This is a genomic window from Salinimicrobium aquimaris, assembly GCF_035607535.1.
Taxonomy (GTDB): Bacteria; Bacteroidota; Bacteroidia; order Flavobacteriales; family Flavobacteriaceae; genus Salinimicrobium.
In genome coordinates this window covers 319708-334372 of sequence record NZ_JAYDZX010000003.1, presented here as the reverse complement: position 1 = coordinate 334372, position 14665 = coordinate 319708, and the positions used below count along the sequence as shown (strand labels likewise).

The 14665-nt window shown below is 43.1% G+C and carries 12 protein-coding genes; 8 read left to right on the top strand and 4 right to left on the bottom strand.

What is annotated here, in order from left to right; genetic code table 11:
- Positions 1 to 64 precede the first annotated feature (64 nt).
- Both VR862_RS07615 and VR862_RS07610 read left to right on the top strand, forming a co-directional pair.
- Positions 65 to 496, top strand: coding sequence for a deoxycytidylate deaminase (locus tag VR862_RS07615; RefSeq protein WP_324720357.1), 432 nt, complete (start codon positions 65 to 67; stop codon positions 494 to 496).
- Positions 493 to 2097: a S41 family peptidase gene (locus VR862_RS07610; RefSeq protein ID WP_324720356.1), complete on the top strand. Its 1605-nt coding sequence runs from the start codon at positions 493 to 495 to the stop codon at positions 2095 to 2097. The genes VR862_RS07615 and VR862_RS07610 overlap by 4 nt, the downstream gene beginning before the upstream one ends.
- A 3-nt stretch (positions 2098 to 2100) precedes the next feature.
- Here VR862_RS07610 and VR862_RS07605 read toward each other — a convergent pair whose 3' ends face one another.
- The 3 genes from VR862_RS07605 to VR862_RS07595 are packed head-to-tail and all read right to left on the bottom strand — an operon-like array spanning position 2101 to position 3478.
- Positions 2101 to 2709 carry an FAD-dependent oxidoreductase gene (locus VR862_RS07605; protein ID WP_324720355.1) on the bottom strand — a complete coding sequence of 203 codons (609 nt, stop codon included), beginning with the start codon at positions 2707 to 2709 and terminating at the stop codon, positions 2101 to 2103.
- Positions 2709 to 2906 carry a hypothetical protein gene (locus VR862_RS07600; RefSeq protein ID WP_324720354.1) on the bottom strand — a complete coding sequence of 66 codons (198 nt, stop codon included), beginning with the start codon at positions 2904 to 2906 and terminating at the stop codon, positions 2709 to 2711. The genes VR862_RS07605 and VR862_RS07600 overlap by 1 nt, the downstream gene beginning before the upstream one ends.
- Entirely contained in the window at positions 2903 to 3478 is a 576-nt protein-coding gene (locus VR862_RS07595) for a MarC family protein (RefSeq protein ID WP_324720353.1), read from the bottom strand. The genes VR862_RS07600 and VR862_RS07595 overlap by 4 nt, the downstream gene beginning before the upstream one ends.
- 127 nt (positions 3479 to 3605) lie before the next feature.
- On the opposite strand from VR862_RS07595, the gene VR862_RS07590 reads away from it, so the two are divergent.
- The 6 genes from VR862_RS07590 to VR862_RS07565 all read left to right on the top strand — a co-directional run bounded on the left by VR862_RS07590 (position 3606) and on the right by VR862_RS07565 (position 13678).
- Positions 3606 to 4178, top strand: a complete 573-nt coding sequence (locus VR862_RS07590; protein ID WP_324720352.1) for a DUF3109 family protein — start codon at positions 3606 to 3608, stop codon at positions 4176 to 4178.
- 100 nt (positions 4179 to 4278) lie between these two features.
- Positions 4279 to 5367, top strand: a complete 1089-nt coding sequence (locus VR862_RS07585; protein WP_324720351.1) for a Gfo/Idh/MocA family protein — start codon at positions 4279 to 4281, stop codon at positions 5365 to 5367.
- A 255-nt stretch (positions 5368 to 5622) separates the two neighbouring features.
- The gene (locus tag VR862_RS07580) at positions 5623 to 6600 is read left to right on the top strand and encodes a ribonucleotide-diphosphate reductase subunit beta (RefSeq protein WP_324720350.1); all 978 of its coding nucleotides are present in this window, start codon (positions 5623 to 5625) and stop codon (positions 6598 to 6600) included.
- Between the two features lie 123 nt (positions 6601 to 6723).
- On the top strand, positions 6724 to 9141 hold the full coding sequence (locus tag VR862_RS07575; RefSeq protein WP_324720349.1) for a ribonucleoside-diphosphate reductase subunit alpha: 2418 nt from the start codon (positions 6724 to 6726) through the stop codon (positions 9139 to 9141).
- 310 nt (positions 9142 to 9451) lie between these two features.
- Complete coding sequence (locus tag VR862_RS07570) at positions 9452 to 10792, top strand: deoxyguanosinetriphosphate triphosphohydrolase (protein ID WP_324720388.1); 1341 nt, start codon at positions 9452 to 9454, stop codon at positions 10790 to 10792.
- 51 nt (positions 10793 to 10843) lie between these two features.
- Positions 10844 to 13678, top strand: a complete 2835-nt coding sequence (locus VR862_RS07565) for a T9SS type A sorting domain-containing protein (protein WP_324720348.1) — start codon at positions 10844 to 10846, stop codon at positions 13676 to 13678.
- Here VR862_RS07565 and VR862_RS07560 read toward each other — a convergent pair.
- Positions 13675 to 14640: a DUF3078 domain-containing protein gene (locus tag VR862_RS07560; protein WP_324720347.1), complete on the bottom strand. Its 966-nt coding sequence runs from the start codon at positions 14638 to 14640 to the stop codon at positions 13675 to 13677. The genes VR862_RS07565 and VR862_RS07560 overlap by 4 nt on opposite strands.
- Positions 14641 to 14665 lie beyond the last annotated feature (25 nt).

Below are 14665 nucleotides of genomic sequence, written 5' to 3'. Positions count from 1 at the left end.
TTTAGTAAAGCTCAAGTTTTCAGCAGCTTAAAAAGCTTCTTATATTGCAGGCATTTTTCTCACTATGCAAAGAACAAAGCAGCTCAAATTTGACAGGGCATATTTAAGGATCGCCAGGGAGTGGGGCAAACTTTCCCACTGCAATAGAAAACAGGTTGGCGCACTTATTGTGAAAGATAGAATGATCATTTCTGACGGATATAACGGAACTCCAACCGGTTTCGAAAATCCGTGTGAAGATGAAGATGGGTATACGAAATGGTATGTGTTACACGCCGAAGCAAATGCAATCCTGAAGGTTGCCGGAAGCACTCAATCCTGCAAAGGAGCTACTCTCTACATCACCATGTCACCCTGCAAGGAATGCAGTAAATTGATACACCAGTCGGGCATTACCCGCCTGGTCTATAACATAGATTATAAGGACAACTCCGGACTCAATTTTTTAGAAAAGGCAGGAGTTGAAATCGAACAAATAACTGAACTGGACGGTTGAAGAACACAAATAAAAAATATCTACCACTACTCTTAGGATTCGCCTGTGCTCTTGGGGTACTGCTAGGTGCTGCCCTAGATTTTACCAGTTACACCTCCGGCTCCTTTCTTAAACCTAATAAGAAGAAAGAAAAGCTGGCCCGCCTAATTGACTACATTGAATACGAGTACGTAGATGAGGTAGATATGGATAGTATTGTTGATGTAACGGTCAACGAAATCCTTACCGACCTTGATCCTCATTCGGTCTATATTCCACAGGAGGAATATGTACAGCTAAGCGCCAGCATGAAAGGTGATTTTGTTGGGATTGGAGTGAGCTTCAGGAATATCAATGACACCATTGCCGTTATTCAAACTATGGAAGGCGGCCCCAGCGAAAAGGTTGGGATCAAAGGGGGTGACAGGATCCTTTATGCCAATGGAGAACCGCTTTTCGACTCCAATATCAATGAAGATTCGATTACCAGCAAACTTAAAGGCGAAGAAAATACCCGGGTAGTTTTAAAAGTGTACCGCAAAGGAGTTCCCGAACTACTTGAATTTGATGTGAAGCGGGGAAAAGTAGCCCTAAAAAGTGTGGATGCTGCGTACATGCTTACTGAGGAACTGGGCTATATCAAGGTCAATCGTTTTGCAGAATCTACCTATAAAGAATTTAAGGAAGGACTGCTTAAACTGAAAAAAGAAGGAGCCTCTCAAATCGTACTTGATCTTCGGAATAATCCAGGTGGTTACTTAGCTGAAGCCACAAAAATTGTGGATGAATTCCTGCCGGAAGATAAACTTGTCCTGCTCACAAAAAATAAGAAAGGTGCTGTTGAAAAAACCTTCGCTACCAAAGAAGGTAATTTTGAAACAGGGGAGCTCTATGTGCTCATCAACGAAAATTCGGCTTCGGCCAGTGAGGTCATTGCCGGTGCACTGCAGGACAACGACAAGGGAATTATTGTGGGCCGAAGATCTTATGGGAAAGGCCTGGTGCAAAGAGAAATGGCTCTGGGCGATGGTAGTGCCGTGAGGTTGACCATAGCCCGGTACTACACCCCAACAGGAAGATCGATCCAAAGACCTTATGACAACGGCAGCGAAGAATACCACAACGATTACCTCAACCGATATAAAAACGGAGAACTCATAAGCGCAGATAGCATACAAATAGCAGATTCACTGCGATACGTTACCCCGGGTGGCAAAGTAGTCTATGGTGGCGGAGGAATAATTCCCGATGTTTTTATACCAAAGGACACCAATTTCGAGAAGCAAAGTCTCAATCTAATGCTCCGCAATGGGTATATGGATGGGTTTGTTTTTGAGGTACTTGAAAAGGACAGAAAATATTACAACTCGTTAAACTATGAAGATTTTCTCCAGCGGGAAATAATTACAGATGCTACGGTGGACGATTTTAAATCTTTTATGAGGCGGGAGAATTTTGACATGCGCTTCAATAATTACAGAGCCACTCTTAAGCTTTATCTCAAAGCTGCAATGGCCAATCAATTATTCGGGAGCACAGCATTTGAGCAGATCCTCAACGAGGAAGATCCGGCTATAGCAAAGATCATCGAACTCTCGGCTAATCAGAACTTTAAAAAATAAATTTTACTTCAGCTTATCATGCACTTTGGTGTGTTCACCATTATTCCAAAGCGTGAGAATATCTGTAGCTACTGCAGCACCACTTCCGCAGGCAATCGCGTACTGACTTCTGTGATTAGCCAGGGTACCTGCCACGTATAGGCCCGGACTTACCAGGTGGTCGGAATTTGTTAGTTGAATTCTTTCTTTTGTAGCCTTTGATTTACTGTGAGGAATCAGGAAATCTTCCAACCCTTTGATCGCAAATGGTTTTGCATAGCCGGTGGCAATTACTACAACTTCAGAAGTATAAGAGTTTTTATTGGTGACGACCTCAAAACCACCTTCCAAAAATGCTATTTTCAGCACCTTTTCTTTTTCAATAGTTTCGACTTCAGGATAAAGAGTTTTGAGCTGCTGCATTCCGGAATCAAGGATTTCCTTTCCGGGTGTGCCGGCAGGAATTCCGAGGGCATTGTTCAAAAGAGCACTGGAAAGATGAGAAGCACGTTGATGCGCAATGACACCAACCTTCTTATTGGCACAATACGGTTTGGAAAGTGCAGAGCCCAGCACAAGTGCACAGGAGAGTCCTGCTGCACCTCCACCTATAACAAGAGCATCAAAATCCACTACTCCTGAGATTTTTCAGAAATAGCTCTTGACATAAGAAGGATGATCATAAGGACCACTACAATGCTGGAAGCCAGAATTCCGATCAATGCTGTTTTACTGTCTCCTGAAAGGGTATTTTCCAGGTCAAGAAACGTTGAATTATAAACAATGAGACCTACCGCAAGTGCGATCAAAAAATAGATGAGGGCTTTCATATAAACAAACTCTTAATATTAGTGGCAAAAAGTTTAACGGCAATTGCCAGGAGAATGACCCCGAATATCTTCCGGATCACATTTATTCCCTGCTTCCCAAGAAATTTTTCAATCCTTCCGGAAGACTTAAGGACGATATAGACAAAAATAGTATTTATAATAATGGCGGCAATAATATTAACAGTTGCATACTCAGCTCTTAAGGAAAGGATTGAGGTCATTGTTCCCGCCCCTGCAATGAGTGGAAAAGCCAGGGGAACTACCGCCGAAGTTTCGGGAGCTTCATCCCTGTAGAGCGTTATCCCAAGGATCATTTCCAGAGCAAGAAAAAAGAGGATAAAGGAACCTGCTACCGCAAAAGAATTGACATCGATTCCAATTAGGTTTAGGATCTCTTTACCCACAAAGAGGAACGCGATCATGAGTAATCCCGCAACAACGGTTGCTTTTTCACTTTGAATGTGTCCTGCTTTCTTTCGAAGGTCGATAATGATAGGAATACTGCCAATGATATCGATCACTGCGAAGAGGATCATACTGGCCGTGGCAATTTCCCTGAAATTAAGCTGCATCTTATAAAAAACTAGCCTGCAAAAATACCTTTTATGATCTGAAGAAATCCTGAAATTAAGAAATTTTAACAACCGACTTTCAACTTGCACTGTTAGAATAACTGCCTGAAAAATTTATCTTTGCGCCATGTTTCAACTGGGAAAAACTATAGTTTCTGAAGAGATCCTGAAAAAGGATTTTGTGTGTAACCTCTCTGCCTGCAAAGGGGCCTGTTGTATAGCCGGTGATGCAGGAGCACCCCTGGAAGAAAAGGAAACTCACCTACTTGAGGACCTTTACCCAAAGATCAAGCCTTACCTTAGAAAGGAGGGGATACAGGCCATTGAGGAGCAGGGAACTTCCATCATTGGGGCCGACGGGGAATATGAAACTCCGCTGATAGATGGCGCAGACTGCGCTTATGTCACTTTTGACCAGAAAGGTACCGCCCTGTGCGGGATTGAGGAAGCTTACAACCAGGGAGATATTCCGTGGAAAAAGCCGGTTTCCTGCCACTTGTACCCGGTTAGAACTCAAGACTATTCCGAATTTTCTGCAGTAAATTATCACCAGTGGTACATTTGTGATGACGCATGCTCCCTCGGAAAAGAACTTCAGGTACCTGTATACAAATTTGTCAAAGAAGCCCTAATAAGGAAATTTGGAGAAGACTGGTACGCCGAACTTGAAAAGGTAGCCTTACAACTTCAGGAAAAATAAAACTTCTGAACGTTTCCCGTTTAGCTTTTCGCGATCAAAAAATCCGAGGATTAATTACTTATTTTTTCTACTCTCTGTATCTTTAAGAAAACTTGAGATCATGGGAAATAGAAGAGCTTTTATAAAAAGATCGGGACTGGTATTGGCTGCAACCGCCATTCCCTTTCCGGGTTTTCTTTTTTCACAAAACAGGAGAAAAATTGGAGTCGCCTTTGTTGGGCTAGGGAGCTATAGCACACATCAACTAGCCCCCGCTCTTCAGGAAACCAGACACTGTGAACTCCGCGGCATTGTCACCGGAAGTCCCGAAAAAATTCCGCGCTGGCAGGAAAAATATGAGATTCCCGATGCTAATGTGTATAATTACGAGAATATGCATGAGATTGCCAATAATGATGATATTGATGTCATCTATATTGTGCTTCCAAATTCCATGCACGCTAAATACTCCATTATTGCTGCCAATGCAGGAAAACATGTTTGGTGTGAAAAACCCATGGCTATGAATACCAAAGAATGCCGGGAAATGATCTCCGCCTGCGAGAAGAACAATGTAAAACTAGCGATAGGATACCGGCTTCAGCATGAAAAGAACAACCGCATTATGATGAAGTGGGCAGAGACTAAGCCCTATGGACCTATTCAAGATCTAGAAGCTGCTGCCGGCTTTTACAGCAGCAACCCCGGGTGGCGCGCCATAAAAGAAATGGGAGGAGGTGCCATGTACGACATGGGCGTTTATCCTTTAAACACTTCCCGCTACACTGCCGGCAGGGAACCTATAGCAGTTTCTGCAAAGAGTTATGTCACAAGAGAGCAACTTTTCAAGGAGGTGGACGAAACCATGGAATTTACTCTTGAGTTTCCAGATGGCATTACTGCCAATTGCCGCACAAGTTTTGGAGAAGGCATGAACAATCTGGAAGTGACCTGCAATGACGGTTCTTATTACCTGCAACCTTTCCAATCCTACAGCGGCGTAAAAGGTGCAACCAGCGATGGAAAGATCCTGGAACCAATGAGAAATAATCAACAGGCCGTACAGATGGATGACGATGCTTTGGCGATAATCAACAATAACCCAATGATGGTACCCGGGGAAGAGGGACTAAAAGACATCATAGTACTTGAAAAGATCTACGAATCGGCTGCCGCAGGTGGGAAAAGACTGGAAATAAACACCCTCTAAAAATGCTATTTTTGACACCTCTTAATTCTCAGGTTGTGGGAAGAACACTGCGCTGTTCCTAAATGCTTTAACAAACCATAATTTATTGACTAACAATTTTTTAACCTCAGGCATTAACAAAGCTTCAGTAACAATCTTTCCCGATCATGTTAAAAACTTTGTTGAAAAGCTTTCTGCTCCTTAAGAGAAATCTTTGCCATATTTTTCAATATTTGTTACAACCATTATTAAATAACCAACCAAAACTAATATATCATGGCTCAGTTAGAACCCATTTTGCAGGAGAACAAGGACAGGTTCGTGATCTTCCCCATAAAACATCACGACATCTGGGACTGGTACAAGAAAATGGAGGCTAGTTTCTGGACTGCAGAAGAAATAGATCTGCACCAGGATCTCACTGACTGGAACCAAAAATTAAGTGCAGATGAAAGATATTTCATCAAGCACATCCTTGCCTTTTTTGCCGCATCTGATGGGATTGTAAATGAAAATTTAGCCGAGAATTTCGTTAATGAGGTTCAGTATTCCGAAGCTAAATTCTTTTACGGATTCCAGATCATGATGGAGAACATCCATTCTGAAACCTACTCCCTGCTCATCGATACCTACGTTAAGGATGAGAAGGAAAAAAATCAGCTTTTTAAAGCTATCGAAGTATTCCCGGCTATTCAGAAGAAAGCGCAGTGGGCCCTTAAGTGGATAGAATCTGATTCCTTTGCTGAAAGGCTTATCGCTTTTGCAGCTGTGGAGGGGATCTTCTTTTCGGGCGCCTTCTGTTCCATTTTCTGGTTGAAGAAGCGCGGATTAATGCCCGGCCTTACCTTCTCTAATGAGTTGATCTCGAGAGACGAAGGCGTGCATTGCGATTTCGCCGTTCACCTGCACAATAACCACCTGGTGAATAAGGTCCCGAAAGAGAGAATTAGAGAGATCATTGTTGATGCACTTAATATTGAGAGAGAATTCATTACTGAATCTCTTCCGGTGAGCCTCATCGGAATGAATTCAAAATTAATGACCCAATATCTCGAATTTGTTGCCGACCGTCTACTGGTAGAACTGGAATGTGAAAAAGAATACGGGACTGCAAATCCATTCGACTTCATGGACATGATCAACCTGCAGGGGAAAACCAATTTCTTTGAAAAAAGGGTTGGCGAGTACCAGAAAGCGGGCGTGATGAACAAAGACAAAGACGCCGACAAGATCAGCTTCGACGCCGACTTCTAGAAAACCTAATTGAGCCGCAGTTCCAGCCGGGACCACTGCGGCTTATTTTTTATAAATATTAAATATTTCTGAAGAGGTTTTCGAACCTCCGGAATTCTTATTACCTAATCTAAAGCTCAAGTTATGTTCGTAGAAAAAAGAGACGGCCGCAGAGAACCCATTATGTTTGACAAGATCACAGCCCGCATAAGGAAGCTGTGTTATGGTCTTAACGAACTTGTCGACCCTGTGAAAGTAGCAATGCGGGTAATAGAAGGGCTTTACGACGGAGTGACCACCAGCGAACTGGATAATCTTGCCGCAGAGATCGCTGCGACCATGACCACTTCTCATCCCGATTACGCTAAGCTGGCAGCGAGAATCTCTGTTTCTAACTTGCACAAGAATACGAAGAAGACTTTTTCGGAAGTCATGACCGATCTGTACAACTACGTCAATCCACGGACTAATCAAAAGGCACCTCTTATAGCCGATGATGTGTATGAAGTGATTCAGAAAAATAAGGAACTGCTGGATTCCACCATCATCTATAATCGGGATTTCCAGTACGATTACTTCGGATTTAAAACCCTGGAACGCTCATACCTACTGAAGATCAATGGAAAAATAGCAGAAAGACCTCAGCACATGCTTATGAGGGTTTCTGTTGGGATCCATCCAGATGATATGGAGGCCGCCATTGAGACCTATGAGCTCATGTCGAAAAAATATTTTACCCACGCCACTCCTACCCTCTTCAACGCCGGAACGCCCAAGCCACAAATGTCCTCTTGCTTTCTTCTTACCATGAAAGATGACAGCATAGACGGAATTTACGATACGCTGAAGCAAACAGCAAAAATATCCCAATCTGCCGGTGGTATTGGGCTCTCTATCCACAACGTTAGAGCCACGGGATCTTACATTTCCGGAACCAACGGGACTTCTAATGGAATTGTTCCCATGCTGCGGGTATTCAATGACACCGCAAGATATGTGGACCAGGGCGGCGGAAAGCGCAAAGGATCTTTCGCGATCTATGTTGAACCATGGCATGCCGACATTTTTGACTTTTTGGATCTCAAAAAGAACCACGGAAAAGAAGAAATGCGTGCCCGTGACCTCTTCTATGCCATGTGGGTGCCCGATCTTTTCATGAAGCGGGTTGAAGAAGACGGGCAGTGGACTTTAATGTGTCCGCATGAATGCACCGGGCTTTACGACATCCACGGCGATGAATTTGAAACGCTTTATATAAAGTATGAAGCCGAAGGCAAAGGCCGAAAAACAATAAAGGCACGAGACCTATGGGAAAAGATCCTGGAATCGCAGATCGAAACCGGAACGCCTTATATGCTGTACAAGGATTCGGCAAACCGGAAATCAAATCAGCAGAATCTGGGAACAATTCGCTCCTCAAATCTATGTACCGAGATCCTGGAATATACCAGTGAAGATGAAGTTGCAGTTTGTAACCTGGCTTCTATCGCACTGCCCATGTTCATTAAGGGAGATGAATTTGATCACAAGGAACTTTTCAGGATCACCAAAAGAGTGACCAGGAACCTTAACAAGGTAATCGACAGAAACTATTATCCGGTAAAAGAGGCCGAGAATTCTAATTTCAGGCACCGACCTGTGGGACTTGGGGTTCAGGGGTTGGCAGATACTTTCATAAAATTAAGATTGCCATTCACCAGTGATGCAGCCAAAAAATTAAATCAGGAGATCTTTGAAACCTTGTATTTTGCTGCTGTGACTGCCTCTATGGAAATGGCAAAAGAAGAAGGAGCTTATTCTACTTATGAAGGTTCTCCAATGAGCAAAGGTCAGTTTCAGTTCAACCTGTGGGGAATAAATGATGAAGACCTTAGCGGAAGATGGGATTGGGCCAAACTTCGAAAGCAGGTGCTCAAAAATGGCGTTCGCAACTCTCTTTTAGTGGCGCCCATGCCAACTGCATCCACTTCGCAGATCCTGGGGAACAATGAAGCCTTTGAACCTTACACCTCCAATATTTACACCCGTCGGGTACTTTCAGGAGAGTTTATAGTGGTGAACAAACACCTGCTGGAAGACCTCGTAGAAAGAAACCTCTGGACAGAAGATGTCAAAAATGCCATTTTACGCTCTAATGGTTCTGTACAAAATATCGATGTAATTCCTGAAGATCTCAAAGAACTCTACAAGACCGTTTGGGAACTGAGCATGAAAGACATCATCGACATGTCCCGTCACCGTGGATATTTTATCGATCAGTCGCAGTCGCTCAACCTGTTCATGGAGAATGCAAATTACAGCAAGTTGACCTCCATGCATTTCTACGCCTGGAAAAGCGGCCTCAAAACCGGAATGTATTACCTGCGGACAAAAAGTGCAGTTGATGCTATCAAATTCACCCTGGCAAAAGAGGAAAAGAAGCAGGAACTTCCTGCGGAAGCAGCAAAACCAACAGCAGTTCCTGTTCCTGAAGGCACCTCACTCACTCCAGAGGAATTACGAGCGCTAATCGCCAGCTCAAAAGAAGCCGAGGGAGATGATTGTTTGATGTGTGGATCGTAGATGTGAGATATTAGACTTGAGATCTGAGATCTGAGATCTGAGATCTGGACGATTGTTTTAATCCTAATTCCTCGCTAAGGGTGCAAAGATTTCGCAAAGGACGCTAAAAATTATACCCAAAAATTATCTCTGCGCTCTTTGCGTTTTGCTTCGCGATCTCTGTGTGAAATAGGAACAACTGCTTAGTCCTCTTCTAAATTTGGAATTTGGTGCCTGGAATTTGGTGCTTTTTATCATTATTCCCTGTTAATTGATAATTGTTAATTACTCATTGTTTATTTTTGAGACCTAAGTAAATACTTCATAAATGATGAACTGGGAGCAGTTGCTTTCGCTTAGAAAAGCAGGAGACACTAATAAAAGATTACGAAAAGAACAAAATGCAACCCGGTTAGGTTTTGAAGTTGATTATGACAGGATCATTTTTTCTTCGGCTTTTAGAAGTCTGCAGGATAAGACCCAGGTCATTCCACTTTCCAAGACAGATTTCGTTCATACAAGGTTAACCCACAGCCTTGAAGTTTCGGTCGTTGGACGTTCTTTGGGACGGCTGGCAGGACAGAAAATCCTGGAGAAGCATCCGCAGCTTGAAAAAACTCACGGCTATCAAATGAACGATTTCGGCGCTATAGTCGCTGCTGCTGCCCTGGCACATGATATTGGGAACCCGCCGTTTGGACATTCCGGAGAAAAGGCAATTGGAGAATATTTCAGCAATGGGAATGGCAAAAGATTTCAGGAAATGCTCACTCCCGAAGAATATCAGGATCTCGTGAAATTTGAAGGAAACGCGAACGGATTCAAGATCCTGACAGAAGACCGACCGGGAATTGACGGTGGCATCAGGCTTTCTTATGCAACTCTGGGAGCTTTCATAAAATATCCGAAGGAATCCCTTCCGCATAGACCCACTTCAAGAATAGCCGATAAGAAGTTCGGAATATTTCAGTCTGAAAAAACCTTTTTTGAAGAGGTAGCTAATGAACTCGGCCTAATTCCCACCGGCAGCGGAAAGAACATGAGCTACTGCAGGCATCCGCTTGCCTTTTTGGTAGAGGCGGCCGACGATATTTGCTACACCATCATTGATTTTGAGGATGGGATAAATCTTGGTCTTATTCAGGAGGAATATGCACTTGAATACCTCATTAACCTGGTCAAGGATTCTATTATCACCAAGAAGTACCACAACCTGCAAACCCGTGCCGACAGGCTTAGCTATTTGCGTGCGCTGGCGATAAATACCCTTATTACCGAGGCGGTGGAGATTTTTATGGCCAATGAAGAGGCTATCCTGAAAGGGGATTTTCACGAGGCATTATTCGACAAGAGTAAATATGAAGCCCAGATCACCGATATTATTAAAATCAGCATCGATAAGATCTACCAAAGCGAGGAGGTGGTGAGCAAAGAGATTGCGGGTTATCAAATGTTAAGTCACCTGCTGGACACTTATACAACTGCTCTGTTGCCCGAGAATGGAGAGCAGACCAATTATAACCGACTCGTGCTAAAGCTAATTCCTGAGGTAGGGCATTTTGAAGATCTTCCTGTGTATGATAAGCTGATAAAAATTTGCAGTTATATCTCCTCATTAACAGACAGTAACATTGTTTCCTCTTTCAAAAAATTCAAGGGGCTGAAAATTTAATTTTTCGTATTTTGCCGTCCTAGCTTTTCTAAAGCTTATTAGTTTCCCTATATGATTAAACGACTGCACTTTGTGATTCCTGTCGTAATATTTGCCATTGTTTTTGGTCTATTTATTACTGCGGAAGATAAGACTACTGATAATGTTTCGGAGATAAGAAAAAAACATTCCGAATTTCTAAAGGAGAAAAAGCCTGCTAAGGACCTGGGGTATTCCCGTCTTGAAAGGATCAAAAGGGCTTTGCCTCCCAAGAAGTATTATGAGGAAATGGAATACCTCACCATGAATCCGGCTCTTGGTTATCCCGAACCCTACAAAGTGAGAGAACTTCATGAGCAGCTGGTGAAGGCAAGACAAAGAAAAAACTATAATAAATCTCCCGGCGACAGTGATAAACATCCCTGGATCTCCCGCGGCCCAAATAATGTGGGAGGAAGGACAAGGGTGCTTTTATTCGATCCCAATGATGCCAGCGGTAGAAGAGTATTTGCAGGAGCCATTAGCGGTGGGCTTTGGGTCAATGAGGATATCACCAATGACAATTCTATGTGGAGGCAGATAGAAGGACTCCCGGCAAACCTAAACATTTCCTGCCTCACAGTAGATCCCAGAGATAGCAATATCTGGTATGCTGGTACAGGAGAACAATATACCGGCGGTGACGTAGTGGGAACAGGAGTCTACAAAACGACCGATGGTGGTAAAACCTGGAACAAGGTACTGGATGTGGAAAAATTTTCTACACCAGGAAGCGGCACAAGTTTGCGAGTGGTTGGCGGAGTTTATTACATAAATGATATACAAGCATGGGATAATGGCAGTAGCACAGAAATCTTCATTGGCGTTTCTACTCATATTTATGCAAATGCAAGAAATCCACAAAACCTGCTGGGATATTTTGACAGGGGATTATACGGAAGCAAAAATGGAGGCACTTCCTGGAATAAAATTCTAGAAGAGGAATCTTTTAATGATTTTGAGGTAGATGCTGCAGGAAACATATGGGTATCCACCACTTATTCTCCTGGTGTTGAAAACTCCCTGGGAGGTAAGATCTTCAAGCGGGACTTAGGGACTAACACCTCATGGAACCAGATTGCAACTGTTCCTAATGTTTACAGAACCGAAATTGAAGCTTCAGCAACGAACCCGAATAAATTTTATATCCTGGCCGAAGACTTCGAAGAAGAAGCTTCTCTCTGGATAACCACAGATGCATTTAATACGATTTCTCCTTTAAACGAACCTAATGATGCCGACCTGGATATTCCTGCCAGTGATTTTGCCAGGGGACAGGCCTTCTACAATCTTATGATCGAGGCTGATCCCACAAATGATAACATAATCTATGCCGGCGGAATCGACCTTTTTAGATCTATAAACAGTGGCCAGAGCTGGGAACAAATTTCGAAATGGGAGGATACCCCGGGATTGGAAAATCTTCCGGTATCTTTAGTTCATGCAGATCAACATGTGATGCAGTTTCGGCCGGGTAATACCAACCAGGCCATTTTTGGACATGACGGCGGGGTTTCTTTTGCCAGTGATCTTGCTGCGGCCAGTTCATCTGACGTATTTATAACTCCAGAGTTAAATTATATAACCACTCAGTTTTATTCTGTTGCCGTAGCTCCCAAAAGCTTTGCATCGGGAGATTATTTCCTTGGAGGGACTCAGGATAATGGTTCTCTTTTGATCGAAAACGGAAATCCTGCGTCTATAGGAATTTTAGGTGGTGATGGAGCTCATTCCTTCTACGACCAGATTGATCCCAGCTATTTTATTGTAAACCTTATATATAACGATCTTATAGTATTGTACAATTACGAAAAAGAAGGTTTCTGCTTAATAGCTTATAATGAAGATCAAGACGGCTTTTTTATAAATCCACAAGCCCTGGATTCGAATCTCGATCTCCTCTACTCAAACGGACCCGAAGGTGTATTATACAGGTACGAAGATCTTACCCAGCTCGAAGTTTTGGAGGACGGAATAAGTGATAATTCGCCTATTGCACCACGAAGTTCTCTTAAGAACAACCTTTTGGACGCCTCAATTAGTGCAATAACTGTATCTCCATATACTACAGAAAGCAGTACAGTTTTGCTGGGCCTGGTCAATTCCAAGCTTATATGGATTGAAGATGCCGATGGAGCTACTTCCAATGCCACCTGGAGGGAAATTACGGGCCCACAGTTCGTGGGAAGTATTTCTGATGTAGAATTCGGGCAGTCGGAAGATGAACTATATGTGAGTTTCTACAATTATGGCGTAAGGAGTATTTGGTATACTGCAAATGCAACCTCCTCCAACCCAACGTGGGTCAATAAGGAAGGGAACCTTCCCGATCTTCCGGTGCTTTCTATCCTTCCCAATCCTTTGAATAAAAGTGAAGTAATAGTCGGCACAGAATTGGGAGTTTGGGCAACAGAGAACTTCAACAGCAGTCAGCCGGTATGGGTACAATCCTATAATGGAATGAGCGATGTAAAAGTGACCGACCTGGATCTTAAAAAAGGTAATAATGTTGTCTATGCAGCCTCCTATGGCCGCGGAATCTTCTCGGGACAGTTCAAAACTGCCAAAGAAGAAGCTGAAGAGAGGGGTGAAGTGGTGATAGAAGAAAATGAGATCCAGATATTTCCCACAGTTTCAGCAGGTATTTTTAATGTGATTTCCGGAGAAGATGTACAAAAAGCTGAAATTCTGGTTTATAACATTCAGGGAAAGCTAATAAGATCAATAGAAGCCCCTTTGGTGGCCAACGAACCATTTCCGGTAGATCTTTCTTTTGAGGCGCGGGGAATGTATATCTTCCGGATTACCGGGGGAGGAAAAACGCGTGTTCAGAAAGTTATAAAAGCGATAGACCACTATAGCTCCTAAAAGGTATAAACTACACCTACCCCCAGGAGTTGTTTGAATTGTACTTTTGGACCACCCGTTTCCAGTTTTCCGTCGCCGTCAAGGTCCTGCTTGAACTTTACGTCGTCATCGTACCTAAGATGTGAACCTACATTGGCTTTTACATAATCGTTTACCTGTAAGTCCAGATTCAGTTCCCAGTCCACATCAATATTTCCGAACTTATTGAGATAATCGGAATACAACTTCAGCTGTTGATTAAGGCCGATATTGTCAAAGATCTGTTTTGTAAAAGCGCTGCTTAAAAGGAACCCGAATTCTGTCCTTATTCTTTCGCCGTCTTTTAAGATATTGCCTTCTGCATCTTTAATTGCGGGCTGCACTCCGAACATCCCCTCATTGGCCAAAGCCTGATCCAGCACAAAAGTGGACTTCTGAGTAACCGGTGAGATGTAAACAGTAAGATCTTCTTCGGGAGCAGAATACTCTGTACCTACACCCAGAAAAGCATATCCCGGGGCCATGAATTTAGAAATAGGCGAATCGGTATTTGGATATCGGTACCCGTATGTCAGCTGCGTATTAAAATTAAATTTAGCCGAGTAATACCAGTTGGAAACGGAATCACGGCGGTATCCAAAATTCGAATTTATTTCCAGGTGATCTTCAGTTTTCCGAAGTTCCCGGCCCTCCTGCGCATTAAATCCGTACTTGACGGCAAGCGTAGAGTTCCAGTTCAAAAGTTCTTTTTTATATTTTCTTCCAAATAGCCCGTGAAGTAAAGCCGAAAATGAATTGTTCCCTCCGGAATTCCAGTTGATAAAGGCCACTTCACTAAGATTTACTCCCACCTTATTGGTCTTCTTCCAGTAATCGATCTTTTCATTTACCACTTTGATAGTATCTGCAACAGCAGTATCAATTTCGGTGGAATCGGCTTTTACAGTTGCTATCTTGACCGTATCGGCCTTAACTGTGTCCAATTTATCGGACTCAATTGCCTGCCCA